A 25,639-nucleotide genomic window follows, 5' to 3' on the forward strand; every position below is an offset into this window, starting at 1 on the left:
GCGCGGTCTCCGACGAACCGTTGCGCAGGGTTTACTTGGGCAGGGAGCTGCGCAGCGAAATCAAACGCGCCGCCGCCAATTGCGGATTTCTCCGCAAAGCATACAGGGCGCCGTAGCCTTCCGCGGCCAGCGAGGCGGAGATGCATCCAGTCAGGGTGGATTCCAAAACGTCATAGGATTTGCACCATTCCGCCAGAAAGCCGCCGCAGAACGCGGCTCCGATCGCAAGCGGATTGACGATCTCCGCGGGATAGAACGGCACAAAACGGCCCTTGCGGGCTTCCGCATCGAAAACACGGATTCCCTGGTTTCCCCTTTGCAGGAGGATGATTTTCGGACCCCAATCCGAAAGGATTTCGGAGATTTCATTCTCGCCCGGAGGAGGATCGCCGGTGAAAGCCCGGATCGGTTCCTCGCGGGAGAAGAAAATATCCGTACCGTGCAGGATTTCCCGCACCTGCCTGCGATAGGAGGGAAGCAGCAACCCGTCCGGAGGCGCAAGCAGGATCGTTCCGACCCCGCTTTGCCTAAGCGCAACGGAAAGGGTAATCAGGCTTTGATAATGACAGGAGATGATGCAGGCCGCACGGGCCGAACGATACGACGGAGGGATATCGTCGCGGCGAAGCGCGTTTTCCGGAAACGCCTGCGGGTTGTGTTCCGGCAGGGAAACTGGCGAGTAGTGCAGCAATTCCCGCGGGCATGCAAGGTTATGCTTGGCATAAAACTTCGCCGGATCCCAATCGATCCGCTTTTCCGGCGTCTCAAAATAATGAAAGGCGTTGTCGGAGGCGCACTCGGGGAGCACGCGGATGCCGGAGCCGTTCAACCCGGCCCGGGAGACCTCCTCCGCGGCTTCACCGCCGAGGTCCGGGCCGACGCGGGAAACGATCCCGACCCGTTCCGCGGTCCAAGGCTTGGCTCCGGCGGCGGCATACAGCGCCGGACCGCCAAGCAAACGTGAATGCGCCTTCCCGTTCCACGTGAGAAAAAACTCCCTGCGGACCGGACCGGCGAAGAGGAAGGATGGAATATCGGAAGTCATGGCCGCGGCCGTACGGCGATCCGATGCGGAAGCCGCCGGCGCCGTTCCGCTGCTTGCGCCCATCTCCCCATCGGAGATATAATGAACCCGGGTTTTCGTTTTCTCCGACACGCGAACGACAAACGGCAAGTTCGTTTCACTCCGGCAAGATATACCATAAACCTATGACGCCCGCCAAGGTTCTTTTGATCGAATCCGACCGCACAACCGTCCCTTCGCACAGTTCGGCGTTGCTGAAACGGGGATTCGCCTTGTTCGTGGAGAACTCGCCGCGAAAAGCGGCGGACCGGGTGCGCGCGGCGAAACCCGACGTTATCGTTCTGGATGCCATTTCCCTCAGGACCTCCGGGATCCGGCTTTGCCGGCATCTGCGCAAGGAGGTCGAGGATTGCCCGATTGTCCTGATCACGCGCGCCATTCTCTCCAATCCGGAGGAAATCGGCGCCCAGGCGGTGTTGGTGCCGCCGTTCACCCCGCGAAAATTGTTGAATGCCGTTCAGCGCCAACTGCCCAGCGACGAAGAAAGCTCGATCCAGGCCGGGCCCATCCGGATCAATACCAAACAGCGGAAGATCTCCTGCGGCGGCAGGGAGGATCAGGTCACTCCCAAGGAGGCCCAACTGCTGGAAGTTTTTCTCCGCCATCCCGGGACTCTGTTGACCCGGAAATTCCTGATCAAGACCGTGTGGGATACGGACTACACGGGGGACACCCGCACGCTGGACGTGCATATCTCTTGGCTGCGGCAGATCCTCGAACCGGATCCTTCCTCGCCAAGATACTTAAAAACTGTGCGCGGTCAGGGGTATCGGCTGGATATACCTGAAACGACGAAAAAGTGAATTGTCTGAACGGCTGGGAAACCTTCTATCATTTCCCCCTCATCCCATATTCCCGCAACTGTCCCTCGCATCGCTCGTGAGGAGTGTTTCAAGGTAAAAAACCACCGGCCCGTTTCTGCAGATTATTGGTTTCGAATGCTGACTCCTCTGCAATAACATAAAGACCAACCACAGCGACGCCAAGTCCGCAAAGAATTGTTGGGAAATACTTGGCGTTCTTCGCGTCTTTGCGGTGAGAAACGGCGTTTTGCAGTGTTTAATTCTTTTTTGCCGTTTTTAGGGGTCTGGGGAGCCGGTCACGATGAAAATCCGGGAACGACGGCCAACCCCGTCCCGAAGCGTCTGGACCGAGTACGGCGAGACAAATTGCGCGGCCGGGCGGTTTTGACCGGGGGTTCATCCGGATAAAGCGCATGGCAACCCGGTATCTGGGTCGGTGCTACATTGTCTGCGGGGACCGGATCCCCAACAGCCTCAGGCTGTTGGCCAGAGTCTGCCGCGCGGCGGCCACTATGGCCAACCGGATTCTGCGAATCCCGGGTTCGGCCTGCGTCACCGGGCATTCGCGGTAAAACTCGCTGAAGGCTTTGGCCAGGGCATACGCATAGTTGGCCATGTACAGCGGCTTGTATTCCTCCGCCGCCCGTTCGACTTCCTCCCCGAACCGGGAAATCCAATCGACCAAAGTGACTTCCGCCGGATGCAAATCATACGCGGGGCGGGAGGGCTGCGGCGGGTCTCCCGCCTTCTCGAGAATGCTCGTGGCGCGAACGTGCGCGTATTGGATGTAGGGCGCCGCCTGTCCGTCGAAACTCAGCACGGAATCCCAGGAAAAGACGATTTGTTTGGTGTTGTCCACCGAGAGCATGGCGTACTTCATCGCTCCGAGACCCACCTGCCAGGCCGTTTCTTCGCGCGCCTGGCCTGTCAACTCGGGATTCTTCTCGGCGATGATCTCCCGCACCCGCCGACGCGCTTCCTCGGCGACGTCGAGGTAATACACGATGTTTCCCTTGCGGGACGACATCGTGCCCTCCGGCAAAGTGACGATCTCGTATGCCAGATGGTGGCATTTCGAGGCTTGGGGGAACCCCCACAGTTCGAGGATTTTAAACGCCTGACGGAAATGCAGGCTTTGGCGGACGTCGACGACGTAGATCGAACGGTCGACGCGGTACTGTTCGAACTTGATTTTCGCCAGCGCCAGGTCCTTGGTAAGGTAAAGGCTGGTCCCGTCCGAGCGGAGGATGACGGCGACGCGGTAGGTTTCCTTTTTTAAACCGAGTTTCTCATCGATGCGAACGATCACCGGACCGCCCGTAGGACGTTCGTCCTCGGCGATGCCCCGGGCGATCAGCTCTTCGACGATCGCCTTGCCCAACTCGTCGGCTTGGCTTTCGTAAAAGAAGACGTCGATCGGCGTATCCAGCTGCTTCAGCACGGCATCCAATTCGTCCAGGCTCCACCGGCGCGTGCGCTCCCACAGCTCGCGGGTTTGCTTGTCGCCCGAATCCCACAGGCGGTACAAATCCCGCACCTCGGTTTCATACCCCTCGCGCACCGCTTTTTGCGCATCGGTTTCGCCGGGTTTCGGTTCCAGCAGGGTGCTGGCTTCGGTGTAGATCTGTCCCAGCCACCGTCCGCGCTCCAGGGCGCCGGGAGGCTCTTCGCCCATGTGGAATTTGCGGTAGCCCCACATGCATTTCACTACGCCCAAACCGATATCGCCGGGATAACCTGCCCGGATGGTCTTATAGCCCGCGAACTCCGTGAGGCGGGCCAGGGATTCGCCCAGGACGGCGTTTCGGAAATGTCCGATGTGAAACGAGTGGTGGGTGTTGGGATTGGCATGCTCGACCATAACCGTTTCGGATTTGGGGCTTCCCCGGCCGTAGTCATCCCCCAAGGACAGCACCGTTTCCAGCACCTTTTCGACGTACGGTTTGGTCTCGAAGAGCAGGTTGAGATACCCGCGAACCGCCTCGATGCGGCAAAACTCCGCCGGCAGAACGATTTCCGCGGCGATCCGGGCGGCCAAATCCTGGGCTTGTTGGGGTATGGGCAGGGCGTTCCGCCCGGTCCGGGCCAGGAAGGCCGCGGCCTTGATGCAGGCGGAGGTGCCCAACCCCCAATGGTCGACAAGCGGGATGGGGGACCATTCGATTTCGAGTGTTTGGGGAACGCCGCGGCGGGCCAATTCGGCCTGGATCTGCCTGCTGACGGCGTTTATCTCTGCGGAATAGAATGTCATGGCGAGGTATGCGAATCCGGCCGGACGGCGGAGTCGGGCGTCACGCGCAAAAGCCCCCTGAACAGGGGGCCGTTTAGTCAGTCTGCTTCGGCGTTATCCCTTTTTCTTCGCCGGCGGTTTAAGGGCGTTCAATTCCCGGAGCAATCTGCTCTTTCGGCGGGCGGCGTTGTTCTTGTGGATCACGCCCTTGGACGCCGCGCGGTCCAACTCGCGGATCGCGGTGCGGATCGCGGCTTCTTTGGATTCCTTCCCGGCGGATTTCGCGGTTCCCACCGCGGAGCGCGTGCGGCTTCGAATAATTCTGTTCCGCACCCGTTTGCGTTCATTGCTTCGGATGCGTTTAATGGCGGAATGTAAATTTGCCAACCTGGCCTCCTGGAATCGAATGGAGGCCATTATACCCTTCCTGTTTCCGCGCTGTAAAGGTTCGGACGGATGAGGAGGGACGGTTCTTTTCGGCGGACGGTGCAATTGACACGGGCTTGCTTCCTGATTAAACTTTATCACCTCCCGGCGTTTGGTTATCGGATCGACATCCCCCGGCGGCGCTCGGGCGGCCCCGGAACGCTTCTTTGCGGAAACGAGGCGCCGGATTGCGTGTTATTACTCATACATCTTTACAGCGGGAGAACTTCAATCATGAACGTTCTGCTGGCATTCGGATTGGCGGCGGCGGGTTACATTCTGGGATCCATCCCCAGCGGGATGCTCATTGTCCGGCTGACCACCGGGCGGGATATTCGGCAGGTCGGCAGCGGACGGACGGGCGGCACAAACGCCATGCGGGCGGGCGGATCCTTGGCCGGGTTGGCAACCGGCGTCCTGGACGTTCTTAAAAGCTTTCTTGCCGTGCACCTCTGCCGCTGGGCGATGCCCGGGGTTTTTTGGATGGAAGCCCTCGTCGGCCTGGCCGCGGTTCTCGGGCATAATTATTCGCTGTTCTCCATCGACTGGAAGAAAACGCGGCTGGGGACCGTCCCCGTCTTCCACGGCGGTGCGGGAGGCGCGCCGACACTCGGTGCCGCCACGGCCTTCTGGTTTCCCAGCTTGTACTTCATCCTGCCGATCGGGTTGTTCTGTTTTATGGTCATCGGATATGCCTCCGTCGCCACCTTGGCGGGAGGGTTGACGGTGACCGTCCTCTTCGCCGTCCGCGCGGCGCTCGGATACTCGTCAAAATGGTACGCGGCATTCGGGGTTGTCACCCTGGCCCTCATGGCGTTGTCCCTTCGCCCCAACCTCGGACGTCTTTGGCACGGCACGGAACGGGTGGTGGGTTTGCGGGCATGGCGCAAGCAGCGAAGAGAAGCGGCGGCGGACCAACCGTCAGCGCCCGAGGAACAGGACCAACACCAGCAGCGCGATCGCATCAATACATAAATACTCGAGGATCACCGACCGGTTTTTCGGATCCCCCGCGCGAATCTGGGTCGCGCCCACCAGAGTGTGCGCCGCCAGCGTCAGGAGCAAGCCGAAGGTAACCGAAGAAACCGGCAGATAGAAAAGCGGAAGCGCCAATTCGGCGACCAGCAGGCCGATTCCCGCCGCCAAGAATTTATTGCGGGGGTTTTCTGGCTCCAAAAGGTCCACCAGCCGTCCGGCGACGGCGGCCACAAAAACCGCAATCAGCGGGACGGCAAAGGCCAGGCGCGCCGCGCCGGCATGGATCGCGTTCAACAGCAGGGCCAGCAGCGTCAACCCGAGGATGTTCAATCCGACCGAGGCGAGGTCGTAGCGAAAGCCCTCCTTTTCCAGGGTGAGGTATTCGCCGGCGATGCAAGCGATAAGCAGGCCGGTGACCAGAACCAGTCCGAGCCACCAGCGCGGGCCGGGCGGGAACATGTTCACCGCCGCGCTGCCCCCGAAGGCCGCGATTCCGGGGAGGATCCAATGGACGGCCGTGGAGGGACGGCCCCGCACTCCCTGAGGAAGGGCCAGCGAGGGATGGGAGCGCAGGATGGTTTCGGTGCCGATCACCACCAGCAACGCCAACAGCAGCATGAATAAAAGATTGCCGTTGATCTCCACCACCCATTGGATGTTCCAAACGGTCAAGCGGAATCCGCGGCTTGGAATTTCCACGACGCGCGAAACGCCGTTGACCAGAAATATGATCGCGGAAATCGTGCTCAAACGCCGGAGGTCTATTTTTAATTTATAATGATTCATGCGCGGATTCTAACACGGGAAAACCGGCGATTTCCTTTGCGGCGGTGATCCCGCATTCCGACGCAGGAGCTGGACATGATCGTGCTGGCGGCTGCGATGGGCTTGGTGTGCGGCATAGCGGTGAACGCCCTGGCAGATAACCTGATGCGGGAGGAGCCCCTGCCTTTCGGGGCGTGGTTTGTCCCGCGCTGCGGCTACTGCGATGCGCCGCGCACGCTCCCGGATTGGTCGGCCATTTTTTCAAGTTTGTTCCATTCCGGAGGCTGCCGGCGATGCGGTGCCCCGCGACCCTTCCGCGACCTGTTGGTGGAGGCCGTGCTGTGGGTGGGTTTCCCCGCGATCTGGATGACCGGCGGCGGCGGTCTGCAAGGGTTGGTCAACGGGGGAGGAATCCTTTTCGCGTTTGTGCTCTTTGCCGTCATCGATTTCGAACGGCGGCTGGTGGCCGTGGAGGCGGTTGCTTTGGCGTCGTTGTTCCTGGTGCTGGCGGGATGGAGCCGGGGCGCCGAACACCTCTGGCGCGTGCTCGGCGGCGGGGCGGCCGGGTTTGTCGTGTTCCTGTCGCTGTTCCTTTTCGGAAAAATCCTCTCCGGGCTGTTCCGCTTGGGCGGGGGGATCGAGCCACTCGGTTTCGGCGATGTGATCCTGGCGGCGCTGGTGGGTTTGGCCACCGGATGGCCGGCTGTTCTGGCCGCAATGTTCCTTTCGATCTTTTTGGGTGGAATCGCCGGAGTGGGATTGTTGGCGGCCTCCCTCATCCGTCGGAATCCGCTGCAAACGGCCACCATGGCCTACGGCCCGTACCTGCTGTTGGCCGGCCTGATTGTTTTTTTCTTCGGGGGCCCGTTTTTGGAGGGAACGAAGACTTTAGGCGGAGGCTTCTAATCGGGAGGGTGCACGCCGGCCAACGGAGATCCGCAATTCGGAGTGCGGCATGGAGAACAATCCGAAAAAAAAGACCGTCGTCGCCGCAGCCTTGGGGGAGTGCGTACACGTAGCGGGCGTAACCAATTTTCTCCGCTTGGCGGAAACGGCTGGTTGGCGGACGGTTTTTCTCGGACCGGCCGTCACGGTGGCTCGGCTGCTGGAGGCCGCGGCGGAGGAACGGGCTGATCTCGTCGGAGTCTCTTATCGGCTGACACCGGAAACCGGGGAACGGCTGTTGGGTCAAATGGCCGAGGCGGCCGCCGAATTGCACGAACGAGGCGTGCGATTCGTATTCGGCGGAACTCCGCCGGTGGCGGAGCGCGCCGAAAAGATGGGTTTCTTCGAGCGCGTATTCCGCGGCGGAGAATCATCGGATGAAATCCTGACGTTTTTGCGGGGCGGGGCGGAACGGACCTCGGGAAAACTCTCATATCCTCAAACGGCGGTCGAACGCATCCGGTGGAAAACTCCGTATCCGATCCTCCGGCACCACTTCGGCCTTCCCTCCCTGGAAGCGACTCTGGCGGGAATCAGGGACATTGCCGAAGCCGGAGCTTTGGACGTCATCTCGCTGGGAATAGACCAGGACGCGCAGGAGAATTTTTTCCACCCGGAACGCCAGGACCCGAGGCGCAAAGGCGCCGGAGGGGTGCCGGTTCGAAGCCCCGAGGACTACAGTGCGCTGTATGAGGCCGCGCGGCGCGGCAACCATCCGCTGCTGCGCACCTATTCCGGCACCGACGATTTCATCCGCCTGGCGGAAGTCTACATCGATACGATCCGGATCGCGTGGTGCGCCATCCCGCTCTTCTGGTTCAACCGGATGGACGGGCGCGGGCCGTGGGACCTTGCCGGATCCATCGCCGAACATCAGAAAGTGATGGCGTTCTACGGACGGCGCGGAATTCCGGTGGAATTGAACGAACCCCATCATTGGGGCATGCGCGACGCGCCGGATGCGGTGTTCGTCGCCTCCGCCTTCCTGGCGGCGTATAATGCCAAGCAATTCGGCGTGCGGGATTACATCGCCCAGATGATGTTCAACAGCCCGCCGGGGCTTTCGGACGCGATGGATCTGGCGAAGATGCTGGCCGTGCTGGAAGTGACGGCGGAATTGGCCGGTTCCGATTTCCGGATCTGGCGCCAGACACGCACCGGGCTGTTGTCGTACCCGCTGGATCCGGAGGCCGCGCGCGGACACTTGGCCGCCAGCGTCTACCTGCAGATGAACCTCACGCCCGACATCCTCCACATCGTCGGGCACAGCGAGGCGGACCACGCCGCCACCGCCGAAGACGTGATCGCTGCAAGCCGGATCGCCCGGCGGGCGATCGAAAACTCCTTGCGCGGGGCACCCGATTCGACGGCCGACCCGCGGGTCCGGGAACGGCAGGCTGAACTCGTCGATGAAACCCGGGGGACGCTGGAAGCCGTGCGCGGATTGGCGGGAAAGGGCGTGGACGATCCGTGGGCGGACGCCCGCACTCTGGAGAAGGCGGTCACGTCCGGTGTTTTGGATGCGCCCCAACTGCAAAACAACCCGTTCGGGCGAGGCGCCGTCCGCACGCGGATTGTGGAGGGCAAGTGCTTGGCGGTGGATTCGGATGGGCGTCCGCTGTCCGAGCGTAAACGGTTATCTTCGTTGCGAAAGGAGTGAACGATAAACCCACCGCGGAATTACGCTGTCGTCGGAGCCGGACACGGCGGGAAGGCCATGGCCGCTCACCTCTCGTTGATGGGCTGTCGGGTCGCCCTGTTCAACCGGACCGAGGACCACATCTCCGTCCTCAAGCAGCGCGGCGGAATTGAACTGGAAGCGCCGGAAGGAATCCAGCACGGGTTCGCCAAACTGGCGCGGATCACCGCGGATTTCGGCGAAGCGCTGAAAGGGGCTCAGGTGATTATGGTCGTCGTTCCGTCCTCGGCCCACGTCGACGTGGCCGCGGGGATGGCCCCGCATCTGAAATCCGGGCAGATCATCATTCTGCATCCCGGCCGGACATGCGGGGCGATCGAATTCGCCAAGGTGCTGCGCGACCAGGGCTGCCGGGCCGAGGTGACGATCGCCGAGGCCGAGACCTTTATCTACGCCAGCCGATCCGACGGACCGGCGCAAGCCAGGATCTTCCGGATCAAAGAGGCCGTGCCGCTGGCGGCGTTGCCGTCCGTGCGCACCGCACAGGTGTTGGAGGCGATCCGGCCGTTTTATCCGCAGTACATCGACGGAATCAACGTCCTCCACACCGGTTTGAACAACATGGGGGCGATCTTCCATCCCGCGCTGACCCTGCTGAACGCCGGGTGGATCGAGGCGACGCACGGGGATTACGAATTCTACATCGACGGCGTCACCCCTTCGGTGGCGAGGGTTTTGGAGGTTCTGGATCGGGAAAGGGTGACGGTCGCCTCCTCGCTGGGCATCCGCGCCCGCAACGCCATGGAATGGCTGGAACTCGCCTACAACACCACCGGGGAAAACCTGCACGAGGCCATCCATAACCAGGTGGGGTACTACGGCATCAAGGCCCCCAGCACGTTGAACCACCGCTACATCTTTGAGGACGTCCCTATGAGCATCGTGCCGATCGCCTCGCTGGGGGGGCGATTCGGGGTTTCGGTCCGCGGCATGGACAGCATCGTTCGCCTGGCGTGCATCATCCACCGCACCGATTATTGGAAGCGCGGAAGGACGGTGGACAAACTCGGAATCGGGGATTTAAGCGTCGGCGAGTTGAACCGTTATGTCGAAGAAGGAATTCTCGAATAGGAGAGGAAAGGTTTTTGATGACAGCGATCGCCGGAATTGAACGCGGCGGAAAAAAAGAACTTGTGAAACGCATGCTGGAGAAAATGGCCCACCGGGGCGGGAAGCAATGCAGAATCATCGAAAGCGGACACGCGACGATCGGGGTGGCTCCTTCCGCCGGTCAGGAATCCTCCGGGGAAATCCGCATCCAGCAGGAATTCGTCGAGGACGGATCCGGACCGGGAAGGTTTGCCCGGGCGCGGATCGCCGACGACGGTCTGGAGTTGACGCGCGATCCCGTCGGGGTCGCACCGCTTTATTACGGATGGACGGAGGCGGGCGAGCTTTGCTTCGCCTCAGAAGTCAAGGGGCTGCTTCCGGAGGTGCGCCGGATCCATGAGCTGGCGCCGGGAAGTTCCTTACGCGGAGGAAACCTCGACCACTTTTTCCGCTTGAATCCCGGAAAGGAAATCGACGATCCGCCGCAGACCGTCGCCGCCGGTCTGCGGCGCAGGCTCGAGCAAGCCGTGGAAAAAAGTCTGGCGGGCGGAAAGATCGGATCGTGGCTTTCCGGCGGTTTGGATTCCAGCTCCTTGGCCGCGCTGGCAAGCCGCCATGTGGACCGGCTTCCGACGTTCGCCGCCGGGCTGGAAAACGCGCCGGATCTGGAGTTCGCCCGGCGGACGGCGGCCTTCCTCCGCACTGATCATCACGAAGTGGTCGTCAAATCCGCCGATGTGATTGCGGCGCTGCCGGAAGTCATCTACCACTTGGAATCCTTTGACGCGCTCCTGGTGCGGTCCAGCGTCCTTAATTATTTGGTGGCGAAGGAAGCCGCCAACTTCGTTCCGGCGGTCCTATCCGGAGAAGGGGGGGATGAGCTGTTTGCCGGATACGAATATCTGAAAAGCATCGATTCCGGCAGATTGAAGGATGAATTGCTCGACATCACGGGCAGGCTGCACAATACGGCCCTGCAGCGGGTGGACCGTTGCGCCTCGGCCCACGCCACTACGCCCCACGTCTGTTTTCTGGATCCCGAGGTGGTGGAATACGCCCTGAGGATACCCGTGGAATACAAGCTGCGAAACGGGGTGGAAAAATGGATTCTCCGCGAGGCCGTCGGCGAGCTGCTGCCGTCCGAGGTGCGCCAACGCCCGAAGGCCAAATTCTGGCAGGGCGCCGGCGTGGAGGATTTGCTTGCCCGCTATGCGGAAAACAACGTGAGCTCGGAGGATTTCAAGCGCGAACGGCGTCTGCCAAACGGCTGGCAATTGAATACCAAAGAGGAGTTGCTCTACTACCGGTTGTTCCGGGAGAACTTCGGATCGGTGGAAGACCTGGCCTGGATGGGGAGGACCAAGGGCGCGCCGACAGCCTTGTAGCAGGCGCAGCGGAGGCGGTCCGCGTTTCGTGGATCTGAACGCCGTGAAAAGAAAACGCGCCGGCGCCTGAACACGGGCGCCGGCGCGTTTTCGAGATTGAAGCGGCCTTTCCGGGGAATTACGCTTTCGAAGGCTTTCGATTCCTGGAGAACCAGGTTTCCCACTCGCGGTTTTCCCAGACCACCAGAATCGCCGCGGCGTTGAAGATCGAGGAGTAGGAGCCGCTGGCCATGCCCACCAGCAGGATGATGATGAAGTGCCTGGTGGTCGATCCGCCGAACAGGGCCATCGCCAGCAGGGTGAAAAGCACCGTCAGGGTCGTGTTGATCGAGCGGTCGAGGGTTTGCACGATGCTGTGGTTGACGACCCTGTCGAACGGGGCCCGGCTGTACCGGGCGCGGTTCTCCCGGATCCGGTCGAACACCACAATCGTGTCGTGAACCGAAAAACCGATCACGGTCAAGACGGCCGTCAGAAAGAGGGCGTCCGCCTCCCAGCCTAACAACAGCCCGAGAATGGCTTCCAAGCCCAGCAGCACCAGGACGTCGTGCAGCAGCGAAAAGACCGCCGCCATGCCGTAGCGCGAAGCGTTGGGCAGTTTGCGGAAGGCGAACCAAACGTAGAGGGCGATCGCGATCGCCGCCAGGGCGACCGCGCCCGCCGCGCGCTGGGCGACTTCCCCTCCGACCGAGGCGCCCACGTTGTCCTTAACGTCGAGGGTGGCTCCGCCGAAGGTTTCATCGAGAACGGCGGTGATGCGTTGAATGGTCTCTTCGTCGATTTGCTTTACCCGCAAAACGATTCTGTCGGTGCCCAGGGTCTGGATCTGGACGTTCTCAAGTGTTTCGCCCGTCGCGGCGACCGTGACGCCGCCCAAGGCGCTCCGGATTTCATCCAACGAAGGGGCGTTGCCCGAGGCGAAGACATATTCCATCATCGTTCCGCCGGTGAAATCGATCGACGGCTTCAGCCCGCCCATCGCCAACGCGACCAGCCCCGGGATGATGATTAACAGCGAAAGGCCGAAAAACCAGTACCGCTTGCCGATGATGTTCATCCCGAATTCTCCGTTTGCGAGGGGGGTTCGTCCGCGATGCCAAACCAGGAATGGCGTTCGGAAAAATCCACCCGGTCCAGGACGAGATGAAGCAGGTTGCGGGTGAAGAGAATCGCCGTGAACATGCTGACCAGCACGCCGACGGCCAGGGTGATCGCAAAGCCCTTGACGATGCTCGCGCCGAACGTGCCGCCGAACCAGATCAGGATCAGGCAGGTGATCAGGGTGGAGATGTTCGAATCCCGGATCGACGGCCAGGCCCGGGAGAAGCCCATGTCCACCGCTTCGCGCAGAACCTTTCCGGAACGCAATTCCTCCTTCATCCGCTCGAAGATCAGGACATTGGCGTCGACGGCCATCCCGACCGAGAGGATGAACCCGGCGATGCCGGGCAGGCTGAAGGTGACCGGGATCAGGCGGTAGATCGTCAAACTCGAAAAAGCGTACAGCACGAGCGCCACATCGGCCAGCGCTCCGGGCAGCCGGTAGTAGAGCAGCATGAACAGCACGACCGCGAGCAGACCGATGGCGCCCGCGGTCAGCGAACGGCGGAGGGAATCCTGTCCGAGGGTCGGCCCGATGATCTGTTCGCGGACGATTTTCAACGGGACGGGCATGGCGCCGTAGGAGAGGAGAATCGCCAACTGCTTGGCTTCGGCGGCGGTGAATTGCCCGGAGATCGTTCCGCTGCCTCCCAGGATCGGTTCCGAAACCGTCGGGCAGGAAATCACCTTTTTATCGAGCACGATCGCCAGATACCAGCCGACATGGTTGGTCGTGTATTCGGCGAATTTCTTAGCGCCCTCGTCGGTCAGCAGGAAGTCCACGCTTGGTTGCCCGGTGGGATCCATCCCGACTTCGGCCCTTTGCAGGTCCGCGCCGGTCATGATGGTGTGGTAGACCGTACCCGGAACGGCGGTGGGAGCCAGGGAGGGTGTCGGCGGCAGGACCGGGCCGGATCCCGCTCCCTCCTCCGTCGCGATGACGACGAAGCTGAAGGTGGGGGTGACGGTGGGAATCGGGGTGATGGTCAGGGTCGGCGTGAACACCGCGGTCGGCGCGCCGCTCTCAGCCGCGGCCGGATCCGAGGACGTCAGGTAGTCGGTGGCGATGGTGGTGTCGGCTTCGATCAGGAATTCGGTGGCCACGAATTCCAAAAGGCCCGTGTTCTGGATAAGCTTGCGGGCTTCCTCCGGATTGTCGTAGCCGGGCAATTCGACGACGATTCTGCGCGGCAGGGAAACCTGCACGACGGCCTCACTGACCCCGAGCGCGTTCACGCGGTTGTCGATCACATTCGCGGCGACTTCCATGGAATTCTCGGGGACGGCTTGGTCCGCCGGCAAATCGGCCTCGAGCAGGATTTGCAGGCCGCCCTGTAAATCCAGGCCTTGGCGGATGCGGGTTTCCTGGCCGAAGATCAGTATGTTTTGGGGGATGTTGACGACCAGGATCGCCACGAACATGATCCCGACGATCATCCAGGTGAAGAACCGGCTCATCCGTGCAACCTCCAAACAGCAAAATATCTGCCCGGGCGCAACCGCCTGTCAACCCTGGAGGCAGACTCGGACATTATATCACCCGCGGGCGTTTCTTCCCGCCGCCCCGCCAAGCCGCCATCAAGCCGGGAAGATCCGCCGCCGTCCAAGTCGGCCGGATTCGGCTGTTCCGCAATTCCTTCCGCCGCGTGACCCCGGTCAGGACCAGGATGCTTTTCAGCCCGGCGTTTTGAGCGCCCAGGATGTCCGTTTCCAACCGGTCGCCAACCACGGCGATCCGCGCCTTGGGGAGCCCCAGCCGCCGCACGGCGATCCGCAGGATCGCCGGCGACGGTTTGCCGATGATTTTCGGCCGCGCGCCGGTGGCCGCGGCGAGCGCCGCCAAGATCGCACCGTTGCCGTGGGCGATTCCCCGCTCCGTGGGGAAGGTGACGTCGCCGTTGGTGCCGATGAAGGCCGCGCCGTTGCGGATGGTGATCGTGGCGCAGGCGAGTTTGTTCCAGGAAAGGCCGCGGTCCATTCCACAGACGACGTATTCTGCGTCGACCGAATCGGCGCCGGCGACGCGCAATCCGGCCGACTCCACCGCCCGGATCAACCCTTCCTCCCCGATCACAAACGCCTTCTCCCCGGGCCGAGCAGTCCGCTGTAAATAGTCCGCGGTGGCCGTGGCCGAAGTGAGAATCTGATCCTCGCCGACCGGCGCGCCAAGCCGTTCGAGTTTCTGCCTGTAGCTGACGGGGGTTCGGCTGGCATTGTTGGTGGCCAGGATGAAGCGGATGCCTTGTTCGTTGAGGAAACGGAAGAAATCCTGGAGCCCCGGGAGGGCGGTCTCGCCCTGCCACAGGACTCCGTCCATGTCGAGGATCAATCCGCGCAGGAACGAGAGCGGGACGCGTTTCGCCGGAGGCATGGGAGTGGAAGGCGGCTACTTCGCAGCCTTGCCCGACTCCTCGGAGGAATCCATGGTCATCACTTTGTCCACGAACCCGTATTTGACAGCCGCCGAAGCGTCCAGGTAAAAATCGCGGTCGGTGTCCCGCTCGATCACATCGAGGGACTGGCCGGTGTGTTTGACCAGGATCTGGTTCAGCGCGCCGCGCAGCCGCAGGATTTCCTTGGCTGCGATCTCCACGTCGGTCGCCTGACCCTGCGCACCGCCGAGCGGTTGGTGCACATGGATGGTGGCGTGTGGCAGGGCATAGCGGAATCCTTTGGTCCCGGCCGCCAGCAGGACCGTGCCGAAAGAGGCGGTCACCCCGATCGCATAGGTGTAAATCGGATTGGTCGCCTGGATCTGCTGCATCGTGTCGTAGATCGCCAGCCCGGCGTACACCTGCCCGCCCGGACTGTTGATGTACATGTGGATCGGCCGTTCGGAATCCTCGTGGTTGAGGAACAGCAGCTGGGCGACGATCAGGTTGGCGACCATGTCGCTGATCGGTGTCCCGACAAAAATGATCCGTTCCTTCAACAGCAACGAGAAAATGTCGTAGGAACGCTCGCCGCGGGCGTTGGATTCGACGATGTGGGGGACGATGATCGGAATGCCTTCCAAAGACGGCGTGCGGTTGTTCATGGGGATCCTCCCAGGGAGACAAATGTCAGGATTCGGGCAGCTCGGGCGCCGAGCCTTTGCCGATCGCCACGACGCGCTGGACGATCAGGCGCGACATGACGTCGTTGGAGGCCAACCGGCGAAAGGTGTCCTCGACGGAGGGGTTGTTTTTCGTTTTTCCCGGGCTTTGGGCGTAAAGGGATTGATACATCTTGAGCTTGGCCTCGACCGCTGCGTCGGACGGTTCCAGTTTCTCACGCTTCACTAACTCGGTCAGCAGCAGGCGCCGGATAAGCTTCCGGCGGGCGTTGGGTTCCAGTTGCTTGCGCAGACCGTCCAGCCCTTCGGGAAGCGTCCGCAGGTAAACCTCCAGAGAGGCCCGGCGCTGCTCAAGGCGGCGGCCTAGGGTTTGGATTTCGTCGTCGATCTCCTCCTCAAGGAGCGCCGGCGGGAAGACGATGTTCGCCCCTTCCACCATCTTGTCGATGACGGCGTCGGCGTATTCCTCCTCCTTGGATTCCTCGGCCTGCATCTTCAGCCGCTTGCGGACTTCCTCGCGGAGTTCCTCGACCGTGGCGAACACGCTCACCGACTGAACCAAGTCGTCGTTCCATTCGGGGATTTTTCGGATCTTCACCCCCAGGCACCTGACGGTGATCTGCGCCTGCAAGCCCTTCAACCGGGCGATCGGAAACGTGTCCGGAAAGCGGATGGAGACCGTGCGGGTTTCCCCTTCGCGGATCCCGACCAGCTCCGGGCCGGCGCCTGGGAACATCCCGCCCAGGTTGTCGTCCAGTTCCAGATCCTGCGGGTTGGTTTCGCCGTCGATCTCCAGCGGCTGGATCTTCCCGTTTTCGGCAAGGATCCCCGCCTGGACGTCCGCCGAAAGAACATCCCCCTTCTGCGCCGGCCTCTCGACCGGCATCAGGATGGATTGCGGCTGGCGCAATTCGTCCATCGCCTTCTCCACGTCCTCCTCGGAGACGGCGGGCTCTTCGTAGGGCACGCGGACGGAGCGGTAATCGCGGATCTCGACGACCGGCTGGGTCGGAACCAGGAATTCCAGCGTGAGCGGGTCGCGGGAGACGATCCGATGCATTCTCCCCGCCGCCGAGGGCTCGATCTTCTGCTCCTCCAGAACCCGGCGGTAAACCTCGGGGCCGAGCGCATCGAGCGCTTCGTCGAGGATCGCCTCCTCGCCCCAGACCTGCAGAATCCGGGAGTAGGGCGCTTTGCCTTTGCGGAAACCGGGCAGGTTTTTCTTCTCCGAAAGACGCCGGGCGGCCTTTTGCATGGCGGATTCGACGGCGGACGGATCGAGTTCGACCGTGACCACGGCCTCGCAGGATTCTTTTTGGTCAACCTGGATCTTCATGAAAGCGTTTTCCTTCCTCGGGAGAAAGATGCCGCGGACTCGCCGGCCGGAGACGGCGCGGACGGTGTGGGGAAGGAGGGAATTGAACCCTCACGCCTTGCGGCACATGATCCTAAGTCATGCCTGTCTGCCAGTTCCAGCACTTCCCCGGCCCCGCGATTATAGCGCGGGGGGGAAAATCCTGGAAGATGCGTTGACACGCCCCGACGCATCCCGTATCATTCCCCCGCCGGAATCCCATTCCCCCGCGCGTTTCCGACTCCGCCATCCCATCCTTGCGAGGTGATCGTGAAAAAGACTCCTGGCACCGTCCGAAAAGTGGATATCGACCGCGAGGTCCAGCAATCCTACCTGGATTACGCGATGAGCGTCATCGTGGCGCGGGCTCTGCCGGACGCCCGCGACGGGTTGAAGCCCGTTCAGCGCCGGATCCTCTACGCCATGAACGACATGAGCCTCGCCCCGTCCGGCGGCTACAAAAAATCCGCCCGTATCGTCGGGGAAGTGCTCGGCAAATACCATCCGCACGGCGATATGGCGGTCTATGAAAGCATGGCGCGCATGGCCCAGGATTTCTCCATGCGCTACATGCTGGTGGACGGACAGGGGAACTTCGGGTCGGTCGACGGAGATCCGCCGGCGGCCATGCGCTACACCGAAGCCCGGCTGGCCCCGATTTCGGTGGAAATCCTTTCCGATCTGGAGAAGGACACGGTCCGTTACGCTTCGAATTTCGACGGATCGCTGCAGGAGCCGGACGTCCTGCCGGCGGCGGTGCCGAACCTGCTGGTCAACGGCGCCACCGGAATCGCGGTCGGCATGGCCACTTCCATCCCGCCCCACAACCTGGGGGAGGTGTGCGATGCGCTCGTGTTCATGCTCCGCTCGTGGAGCCGGCTGGAGGAGATTTCGGTCGGGGAACTCACCCGGCACATCACCGGACCGGATTTTCCGACCGGCGGATTGATTCTCGATCCGGCCGGGAGCGAGGAGGGCCTTTCCGCGGCCTACGGATCCGGCCGCGGACGAATAACCGTCCGGGCGCGGACCCACGTCGAGGAGACCACCCGCGGACGGTCGCGGATCCTCATCACCGAGCTCCCCTACCAGGTCAACAAATCCGCCTTGCTCGAACGGATCGCCGACCTGGTGCGGACCGGCGCGGTCGAGGGAATCTCGGATTTGCGGGACGAATCCGACCGCCGCGGAATGCGGGTGGTGATCGACTTAATGCGCACTTCGGACGCCCGGCAGGTCCTGCGCAGCCTGTACAAGAAAACCCCCATGGAAACGACCTTCAGCGTCAACCTGCTGGCGCTGGTGAACAACGAGCCGCGGATGCTGACGCTGAAGCAGGCCCTGCGCGTGTTCCTCGACCACCGCCTGGAGGTGATCCGCAAGCGGAGCGCGTACGATCTGGAACGTGCCAGGGAACGGGCCCACATCCTCGAGGGATTGCGCACGGCGCTGAAGCACCTCGACGAGGTCATCCGGCTCATCCGCGGGGCGCGCGACGCCGACGAGGCGCGGGCGAAACTGCGGAAGCGCTTCAGGCTGAGCGAGCTCCAAGCCACGGCCATCCTCGATATGCCCCTCCGGCGGCTGGCCGCCCTTGAGCGCGAGAAGATCGAATTGGAATATAAAGAGAAGAAAGCCCTGATCGTACAGCTTGAAAAAATCCTCGCTTCGCCGAAGCTTCTGCGGCAGGTCCTGATCGACGATCTCCAGAGGGTGAAGAAGCAATACGCCGACCCGCGGCGAAGCATCATCGTCCGGGGGTGGGAATCCGAAAAGGAGGCCCCGGTGACGGCGGAGGCGGCCGCGCCGGCGACCGAATCGTGGGTGGTGCTATTGCGGGGCGGCGAGATCTCGCGGATAGCGGGGGTGAAGCCGCCGCTGTCATTCGCCAAACGGCCGCCGAGATTCGTCCTGCGCGCCGGATCGCGGGATATCCTCTACCTGTTCACGGAAAAGGGGCGCTCCGCCTCGATCCCGGTCCACACCATTCCCGCCCGCGAGGATCCGGCCGGCGGAGTCCCCTTCTCCACCCTGTGCGCACTCGAACCCCCCAGCCGGGTGATCGCCGGACTGGCAGTGACGCCGGCCGATTTGCAAGGCGCGGAGGATCCCCGCTCAATCCTGCTGGCCACGCGCAAGGGGATGCTGAAGAAAACCTCGGGCCGAGAGCTTCCGGGCTCCTCCTCGCAGGTTCTGCAGGCAATGAAAGTAGCACCGGAGGATACGGTCGGCTGGGCGCTGGTCCTCTCCGGCAAGGATGATATTCTTTTGGCCACCAGCGCCGGACGGAGCATCCGCTTCCGCGAAGAAGAGATCCGCCCCACCGGCTGGGGGGCCGCCGGGGTGATGGGAATCCGGATCACCCGGCCGGACGAACGCGTTGTCGCTGCGGCGGCGCCCGCCGGGAAGGAAGATCTGTTGCTGGTCTCGGCGGGAGGACAGGCGAAGCGAACGCCCGTCCTCCAATATCCCGTCCAGGCGAGGTACGGAGTTGGAGTAGCGACCTGGAAAAGCGGCGCGAAAACGGAGTTGTTGGGCGGGTTTTCGGCGGCGCCGCAGGATAAGCTGGCGTTGATCTGGAAGGATGGGCAGACCCGCGTCGTCGCGCTGGAGGACATCCCCAGGCGCGGTCGGCCCGGAGCAGGCAAATTGATTCTGCCGCGCAAAACCTCCGGTGCGTTGGAAGCGGTAATCCCCATCCGGATGAAAGCGCCTCCCGTTCCGAAAAAAGCCAAACCGCAGAAGCCGAAAAAAGGCCGCCGGAAACCGGCGAAAAAAACCTCGCCCAGCAGGAAGAAGAAGAGGAAGTGACAGGAGCCGTCGAATCCGGCATGGGGGAATGACAGGCCGGGAGCGGACGAAAATGCCAGCCGACATCCTCGAGATCGTACAACGCTATATCCGGCGCAAAGCCCTCTTCGACCCGGGAGGGCGGATTCTTGCCGCAGTGTCCGGGGGAGCGGACAGCCTATGCCTGTTGCTGGTGCTGGACCGCCTCGGCTACCCGCTTCACATCGCCCACTTCGATCACGGATTGAGGCCGGAAAGCGGGGCGGAAGCCGATACGGTCCGCCGCACCGCCGAATCCCTGGGGATTCCCTTTACGCTCGGCCGGGGAGACGTCCGTCGGCATGCCGAAGAGAAGCGGATGAATCTGGAGGAAGCGGCCCGCGGATTGCGCTACGAATTCCTTAACCGCACAGGACGGGAAATTCAGGCCGCGGTGATCGCCGTCGGACACACCATGGACGATCAGGCCGAGACGGTTCTATTGCATCTTCTCCGCGGAAGCGGAATCCGGGGCTTGGGCGGCATTCGGCCCGTCGCATCGGTTCCGGGGCGGCCGGGGGAGTCCCTGCGAATCGTCCGTCCACTGTTGTGCCTGACGCACCGCCAAACGACGGATTATTGCCGCGCCGAAGGGTGGGTCCCCCTGGAGGATTCCAGCAATCTGGATCCGGCCTTCACCCGCAACAGGATCCGATTGGAGTTGCTGCCGCTGTTGAAAACCTACAACGGTTCGGTTGTGGAGCGGCTGTTCCGGCTTTCCGAAATCGCCCAGGATCAGGAGGACTACCTCGACCGGGCGACGGAGGAAATTTGGAGGCGGTCGGCGTCCATCCGGGATGCAGGGGTCGTCCGCATTCCGCGTTCCGTTTTTGCGGACGCCCATCCCGCGCTTCAACAAGCGCTGGTGCGCCGCGCCGTTCATGAGTTGAGGGGGAAGCTTGCGGATCTGGCGCACCGGCATGTCGAACAAGCCGTTGCGTTTCAGCGGAGTCCGAGCGCCTCGCGCCGAATAGATTTGGCGTTGGGCGTAAAGGTTTCGGTGGAAGCCGGGGATTTGGTTTTTCGGGCGGAACCCGCCGCGCCGTCGGAACCGGATTGGGACGGATCGGAGCTTCCCATTCCGGGATCCATTTCCACTAGGGCTCCCGATTGGACCTTTGATGTTTCCTTGGGAGAGGGAGAATCCTGCTCCGCTCCTGATCCGTGGACGGTGTGGCTCGATGCCGGGCGGCTGAAGCCGCCGTTGACGCTGCGCAGAAGACGGGCGGGGGATAGATTCTCGCCGGCGGGAATGCCCGGCCCCGTAAAATTGAACGATTTCCTGGCTTCCCATCACCTTGGGTTGGGCGAGCGCGACCGGTGGCCGTTGGTTTGTGACGCCGATGGCATTATCTGGATCCCGGGTTTTCGGTTGAAAGCGGAAGTTGGTTCGTCTGCAGGGAGTCCGAAATCAATCAGAATTCATGTGGAAAGAAGCTAGGCAAACGCTTGTCAAGAAACGAGGTGCTTCCTCAGGCTTTTTATTTCCATGCAAAAATCGTGTAAAAGAGGCATCTACTCAGCTTCTCCCTCATCCGCCCTCCCGTCGCTTTCCCTCGCTTTCACTTGCTCCGCTCGGGACAGGCCCTCGGGACAGGCGCTCCGGGACAGGTTCGGGCACCTTTCCCGAATTTGCGCCGGGACCGGCTTCCCAGCCCCGCAAAAGCGAAAGAAAGAAATTCCTTTCAGCCATCAATCTCGAGAGATGGACTGGGAGAACTTGTCCCGGACTGCAGGGACGGGAGGATGGGATGAGGGGGAAAAGAAAACCGATTTTCTTCCTATAAATAACGGCCTTGTGGAAGGGTAAAGAAGACTGTAATGACGAAAAAAACCGGGGTGCGAATTCTGCCCAATCCGTCACCCCGGTTTGGTATACCGCGCTGTCCCGAAGGATCGATCCTTCAATAAGGTGTTTTTCCGCCTTACTTTCTCTTTTTCTTCGCAGCCTTTTTTGCGGTTTTCTTGGTGGCCTTCTTGGCGGTTTTCTTAACCTTTTTGGCGGATTTCTTGGCGATCTTCTTGGCGGCCTTTTTGACGGTCTTCTTTGCTGTTTTCTTTGTGGTTTTCTTTGCGGATTTCTTTGCGGGTTTCTTAGCACGCTTGACCGGCTTCTTGGCGGCTTTCTTCGCCTTCTTGGCGGGTTCCGGCGGACCCGCCGGTTCTTCGAAAGCCGGGAGCTCTATCACAGGTGCCGGCACAGGCTCGGGAGCCGGTTCCGGAGCAGTCGGTTCGACTGTCGGAAAAGGAGCAGGTATGTCTGTCATAGGCTTCTGGTCCTCCTGAATGGGTAGACTGCGAATGGGGGCCGGAGAGGCGGACGGGGCACTTGCGGGTGCATGATGGCGCAATTGATCCACGGGAATTTTCAGCGCCCTGCGGCACCGTGGACAGTATTCCACGTGGTGCCTGGCCTGTGTGGCGTCCGCGGCGGCGAGGGCAGACGCCACCGTATCGGGACTCATCTGAAATGCCCAGCTGCAGTATTGACATCTCCAAGAAAACGCGGACATCAATGCCTCCTATTCTTTTCCAATATACACAAAATTACCAGAAATGCAAATCCGGCCGAGCACGATCCGCTTCCCCTTTGATCTCGGCGGTCGAACCATGCCGGCAGGCGGGATTGCCCCGGATCACGCCGCCCGCAGGCCTCGGAAGGAAATCGGGGATGGTACCTCTCGGAAATGCGCCAGGACCCGCATGAAGAAAATCCGGCTCCTGCCGCCGGGTGGAGGGGTGGTGGGAACGCGGTAGAGCGCGCCAATGGCTCCGGATATACGAGAGCCAAGGTGGGGATCAAAAAACCACCGGATTTATCCGGTTTTCTTGACAAGCCATTTGATGAAAGCTACAATCCATATTCAATCAGCATTTTCATTCATCGGTTGTGTCTCGTGCGGAGAAGATGACACGCAGAAAGGAGCGATTTCCATGCCGTACGAACTGCCCCCGCTTCCATATCCCTACAACGCCCTGGAACCCCACATCGACGAACAAACCCTGCGGCTGCACCACGACAAACACCACCAAGCCTACGTTGATGGGTTGAACAATGCCGAAGCCAAGCTGGCCGAGGCGCGGTCGAAATCGGATTTCGCTTTGGCCAAGCACTGGGCTCGGGAACTCGCTTTCCATGGCTCGGGACACATCCTGCACTCCCTTTATTGGGCGACCATGGCTCCGAGCGGAAAAGGGGGCGGAAAGCCGGAGGGAGAACTCCTGCGGCAGTTGGAAGGCGATTTCGGATCCTACGACACCTTCGTCAAGCAGTTTTCCGCCCAGGCGGCGGCGGTGGAGGGTTCGGGCTGGGCGGTCTTGGCGCTTTCGCCGTTGGGACGCAAGCTGGAGATCCTGACTGCGGAAAAGCATCAGGATCTCACCCAATGGGGATGCGTTCCGATCCTGACGGTCGATGTCTGGGAACACGCGTATTATTTGAAGTTTCAAAACCGCCGGGCGGAGTACATCGCCGCTTGGTGGAATGTGGTGAACTGGACGGAGGCGGCCGCCCGCCTTTCCGCCGCGCTGAGGAAGATCTGATCCGACGGTTCATTTGGGGCGGCGGAAAGCGTTTCCGCCGCTTGCATGGTCCACCTACTATCCAAAGGAGCAATCCTATGCCACATGTCATAACCAGCTTGTGTCTGCGGGACGGCGGTTGCAAAGATGTCTGCCCGGTGGAGGCGATCGTCCCCGGGAAGCCGGAAACCCAGTGGCCCTGGTATTACATCGATCCGGACACCTGCATCGATTGCGGAGCCTGCGTGGCGGAATGCCCGTTTGAGGCGATCTTCCCGGACAGCGAGGTTCCTTCCGCCCACGTTGCCAAAGAAGGCCAGCGCCTCTCCCGTCCGGAAGGCACCGCCGCCTACGACGGCACCGACCACTACAAACAGCCCGTGCATTTGGAGCACACGGTGGTGCTCACGGCCGGCCAAAAAGTGGATCTGACACCGGACGCCGCCTGGAACGCGAAGTTCTTCAAAGAAGGCCCCGGCCACTCGGCGAAGTAGTTGCTTCGCGCGATCTACGCACAGACCGTTTTTTTGGGGACGTCCGACCCTTAGGAATCAAGCAACCCTAAGGGTCGGCTGTTTCCGGTTTTGGAGGAGGGCATGGAGGAAACCCGGATCGAAAGGGATTCGCTTGGAGACGTGCGAGTCCCCGCCGGCGCGCTGTACGGGGCGCAGACCCGGCGCGCGATGGAGAATTTTCCCGTCTCCGGAAAGCGCCCGTACCGGGCGTTCATCTGGTCGGTGGCGATGATCAAACGCGCCGCGGCCGAAGTAAACGGCGCCTTGGGTTTGCTCGGCGCGGAAAAAACCTCCGCCATCGCCCGGGCGGCCGCCGAGGTGGCCGCCGGCAAGTGGGATTTGGAATTCGTGGTTGATCCGATCCAGGCCGGGGCCGGAACCAGCCACAACATGAACGCCAATGAGGTAATCGCCAACCGCGCCACCCAGTTGTTGGGCGGTGCGCTCGGACAATACCTCGTCCACCCGAACGACGACGTCAACATGGCGCAATCCACCAACGACGTGATCCCCACCGCGATCCGGCTGGGCATCCTATGGAGGACCGCGGAATTATTATCCGTCGTCGACGGTTTGGACCGGGCGCTCTCCGAAAAAGCCGCTGAATGGGGTGGGGTGGTGAAATCCGGTCGGACCCATTTGCAGGATGCGGTTCCGGTGCGGCTGGGACAGGAATTCTCGGGGTATGCCCGGGCGGTGGCCGGAGATCGGGTACGCCTGGAGGAGGCGTCCCGGCCGCTCCACCGGCTGGGGATCGGTGGAACGGCGACCGGCACCGGTTTAAACGCACATCCCGAATATCCCCGCCGGATGGTGCAGCGCCTGGCGGAAGAAACCGGATGGCCACTGCGCGTAACCGATGACTTCTTCGAATCTATGCAATCGATGGCGGACTTCGCGGGATTTTCGGCCGCGATCCGCACCCTCGCCCTCACGCTGACGCGGATCGCCAACGACTTGCGGTTGATGTCCTCCGGGCCGAATTCCGGACTCGACGAAATCCGCTTTACGCCGGTTCAGCCGGGTTCGTCGATCATGCCGGGCAAGGTCAACCCGGTGATGGCCGAGATGCTCAACATGGCGATGTACCACGTCATCGGGCTGGATACCGCGGTGGCGCTGGCTTCCCAGGCCGGACAGCTGGAATTGAACGTGATGATGCCGATCATCGCCCACGACCTGTTCGAGATGATGCAGGTGACGATCGGATCGGTTCGCGCGTTTACGGAAAGGGGCGTCCGCGGATTGCAGGCAAATCCGCCGAAGGTCGAAGCTTGGTTGTCGCGCAATGCGGCGGTCGCGACCGCGCTCAATCCGTTAATCGGCTACCTGGCGGCGGCGGAGTTGGTGAAGGAGGCCGCCGCGGCCAACCGTTCGATTCGGGAACTGGCGCTCGAAAAGGCCGCGGCCTCCAAACTCAACCATAAGGATCTCGGCCGGTCGGTCACGTGCGCGGAGGTGGAATCGGCGTTGGGCAACGTGCACCGGATGACCGAAGGGGGGATTCTATAGCGAACGATAATGAAAAAAAGGAAAGCAACTGCTCAGGCAGCTTATTTCGACAGAATAATCTAAGCATAACATCACCGGTGTAATAGGTTTTGTCCGTCACCCCGGCGTGGCTCACTCGCGCCCGCCCTCGCGAAGCGGGGGAAGCGAGGGAAGCGGGGTTCGAAGCCGGGGTCCAGTATTTATTGAAGATTTAACGGATGCTGGTTAATTTCACCCCCGGCGAAGAACGCGCCGCGGGCGGGTGCCGGCATGACGACAACTGGCTGAGCAAATAAAAAAATGTATCTCCTCAGCCCCCGGTCCCTGCCCTTTCCTCACCCCCAACCCCACAACCCCTTCCCCCTCTCCTGACTTATGCCAGGAGAGGGGGAAGGGGCCAGGGGATA

At 61.7% G+C, this 25,639-nt stretch carries 21 protein-coding genes and 1 tRNA gene; 11 read left to right on the forward strand and 11 right to left on the reverse strand.

The genetic code is table 11. The annotated features are described in order from the left end of the window. Positions 1-31: 31 nt before the first annotated feature. A complete protein-coding gene (locus JW929_11855) occupies positions 32-1,108 on the reverse strand; it encodes a carbohydrate kinase family protein (protein ID MBN1440094.1) in 1,077 nt (358 codons plus the stop codon). A gap of 101 nt (positions 1,109-1,209) precedes the next feature. On the opposite strand from JW929_11855, the gene JW929_11860 reads away from it, so the two are divergent. Further along, positions 1,210-1,887, forward strand: a complete 678-nt coding sequence (locus JW929_11860) for a response regulator transcription factor (protein ID MBN1440095.1) — start codon at positions 1,210-1,212, stop codon at positions 1,885-1,887. Positions 1,888-2,326: 439 nt separating this feature from the next. On the opposite strand, the gene argS is transcribed toward JW929_11860, so the two are convergent. Together argS and rpsT are read right to left on the reverse strand one after the other, a co-directional pair. Next, positions 2,327-4,138, reverse strand: coding sequence for an arginine--tRNA ligase (gene argS / locus JW929_11865; GenBank protein ID MBN1440096.1), 1,812 nt, complete (start codon positions 4,136-4,138; stop codon positions 2,327-2,329). Between the two features lie 93 nt (positions 4,139-4,231). Then, a complete protein-coding gene (gene rpsT, locus JW929_11870) occupies positions 4,232-4,504 on the reverse strand; it encodes a 30S ribosomal protein S20 (protein ID MBN1440097.1) in 273 nt (90 codons plus the stop codon). 273 nt (positions 4,505-4,777) lie between these two features. On the opposite strand from rpsT, the gene JW929_11875 reads away from it, so the two are divergent. Beyond that, positions 4,778-5,518: a glycerol-3-phosphate acyltransferase gene (locus JW929_11875; GenBank protein ID MBN1440098.1), complete on the forward strand. Its 741-nt coding sequence runs from the start codon at positions 4,778-4,780 to the stop codon at positions 5,516-5,518. Here the strand turns inward: JW929_11875 and JW929_11880 are convergent. Continuing rightward, a complete protein-coding gene (locus JW929_11880) occupies positions 5,465-6,307 on the reverse strand; it encodes a hypothetical protein (GenBank protein MBN1440099.1) in 843 nt (280 codons plus the stop codon). The two genes, JW929_11875 and JW929_11880, sit on opposite strands and share 54 nt — an antisense overlap. 75 nt (positions 6,308-6,382) lie before the next feature. On the opposite strand from JW929_11880, the gene JW929_11885 reads away from it, so the two are divergent. The 4 genes from JW929_11885 to JW929_11900 are packed head-to-tail and all read left to right on the forward strand — an operon-like array spanning position 6,383 to position 11,365. Then, a complete protein-coding gene (locus JW929_11885) occupies positions 6,383-7,192 on the forward strand; it encodes a prepilin peptidase (protein ID MBN1440100.1) in 810 nt (269 codons plus the stop codon). Positions 7,193-7,241: 49 nt separating this feature from the next. Then, a complete protein-coding gene (locus tag JW929_11890; protein MBN1440101.1) occupies positions 7,242-8,891 on the forward strand; it encodes a cobalamin-dependent protein in 1,650 nt (549 codons plus the stop codon). 57 nt (positions 8,892-8,948) lie between these two features. Beyond that, entirely contained in the window at positions 8,949-10,001 is a 1,053-nt protein-coding gene (locus tag JW929_11895; GenBank protein ID MBN1440102.1) for an NAD/NADP octopine/nopaline dehydrogenase family protein, read from the forward strand. A gap of 17 nt (positions 10,002-10,018) precedes the next feature. Then, the gene (locus JW929_11900; protein ID MBN1440103.1) at positions 10,019-11,365 is read left to right on the forward strand and encodes a hypothetical protein; all 1,347 of its coding nucleotides are present in this window, start codon (positions 10,019-10,021) and stop codon (positions 11,363-11,365) included. 118 nt (positions 11,366-11,483) lie between these two features. Here the strand turns inward: JW929_11900 and secF are convergent, their stop codons facing one another. The 6 genes from secF to JW929_11930 form a co-directional block, all read right to left on the reverse strand. Continuing rightward, a complete protein-coding gene (gene secF, locus JW929_11905; GenBank protein ID MBN1440104.1) occupies positions 11,484-12,422 on the reverse strand; it encodes a protein translocase subunit SecF in 939 nt (312 codons plus the stop codon). Continuing rightward, positions 12,419-13,924: a protein translocase subunit SecD gene (secD, locus tag JW929_11910; GenBank protein MBN1440105.1), complete on the reverse strand. Its 1,506-nt coding sequence runs from the start codon at positions 13,922-13,924 to the stop codon at positions 12,419-12,421. Before secD ends, secF begins: the two co-directional genes overlap by 4 nt. 73 nt (positions 13,925-13,997) lie before the next feature. After that, entirely contained in the window at positions 13,998-14,837 is an 840-nt protein-coding gene (locus JW929_11915; protein MBN1440106.1) for an HAD-IIA family hydrolase, read from the reverse strand. A 15-nt stretch (positions 14,838-14,852) separates the two neighbouring features. Continuing rightward, positions 14,853-15,503: an ATP-dependent Clp protease proteolytic subunit gene (locus JW929_11920; GenBank protein ID MBN1440107.1), complete on the reverse strand. Its 651-nt coding sequence runs from the start codon at positions 15,501-15,503 to the stop codon at positions 14,853-14,855. A 25-nt stretch (positions 15,504-15,528) separates the two neighbouring features. Further along, on the reverse strand, positions 15,529-16,857 hold the full coding sequence (tig, locus tag JW929_11925) for a trigger factor (protein ID MBN1440108.1): 1,329 nt from the start codon (positions 16,855-16,857) through the stop codon (positions 15,529-15,531). A 67-nt stretch (positions 16,858-16,924) separates the two neighbouring features. Then, a tRNA-Leu gene (locus JW929_11930) sits at positions 16,925-17,006 on the reverse strand. A 139-nt stretch (positions 17,007-17,145) separates the two neighbouring features. Here JW929_11930 and JW929_11935 point away from each other — a divergent pair. Together JW929_11935 and tilS are read left to right on the forward strand one after the other, a co-directional pair. After that, positions 17,146-19,686, forward strand: a complete 2,541-nt coding sequence (locus tag JW929_11935; protein ID MBN1440109.1) for a DNA topoisomerase 4 subunit A — start codon at positions 17,146-17,148, stop codon at positions 19,684-19,686. Positions 19,687-19,738: 52 nt separating this feature from the next. Beyond that, positions 19,739-21,145 carry a tRNA lysidine(34) synthetase TilS gene (tilS, locus tag JW929_11940; GenBank protein ID MBN1440110.1) on the forward strand — a complete coding sequence of 469 codons (1,407 nt, stop codon included), beginning with the start codon at positions 19,739-19,741 and terminating at the stop codon, positions 21,143-21,145. A gap of 484 nt (positions 21,146-21,629) precedes the next feature. On the opposite strand, the gene JW929_11945 is transcribed toward tilS, so the two are convergent. Further along, positions 21,630-21,971 (reverse strand): hypothetical protein, encoded by a 342-nt coding sequence (locus JW929_11945; GenBank protein MBN1440111.1) that lies wholly within the window; start codon positions 21,969-21,971, stop codon positions 21,630-21,632. Between the two features lie 667 nt (positions 21,972-22,638). On the opposite strand from JW929_11945, the gene JW929_11950 reads away from it, so the two are divergent. The 3 genes from JW929_11950 (at position 22,639) to JW929_11960 (ending at position 25,253) form a co-directional block, all read left to right on the forward strand. Beyond that, entirely contained in the window at positions 22,639-23,247 is a 609-nt protein-coding gene (locus JW929_11950; protein MBN1440112.1) for a superoxide dismutase, read from the forward strand. Positions 23,248-23,324: 77 nt separating this feature from the next. Continuing rightward, the gene (locus JW929_11955) at positions 23,325-23,720 is read left to right on the forward strand and encodes a ferredoxin family protein (protein ID MBN1440113.1); all 396 of its coding nucleotides are present in this window, start codon (positions 23,325-23,327) and stop codon (positions 23,718-23,720) included. 102 nt (positions 23,721-23,822) lie between these two features. Next, positions 23,823-25,253 carry an aspartate ammonia-lyase gene (locus JW929_11960; GenBank protein MBN1440114.1) on the forward strand — a complete coding sequence of 477 codons (1,431 nt, stop codon included), beginning with the start codon at positions 23,823-23,825 and terminating at the stop codon, positions 25,251-25,253. Positions 25,254-25,639 lie beyond the last annotated feature (386 nt).

It is taken from the genome of Anaerolineales bacterium, assembly GCA_016928575.1.
GTDB lineage: Bacteria > Chloroflexota > Anaerolineae > Anaerolineales > RBG-16-64-43 > JAFGKK01.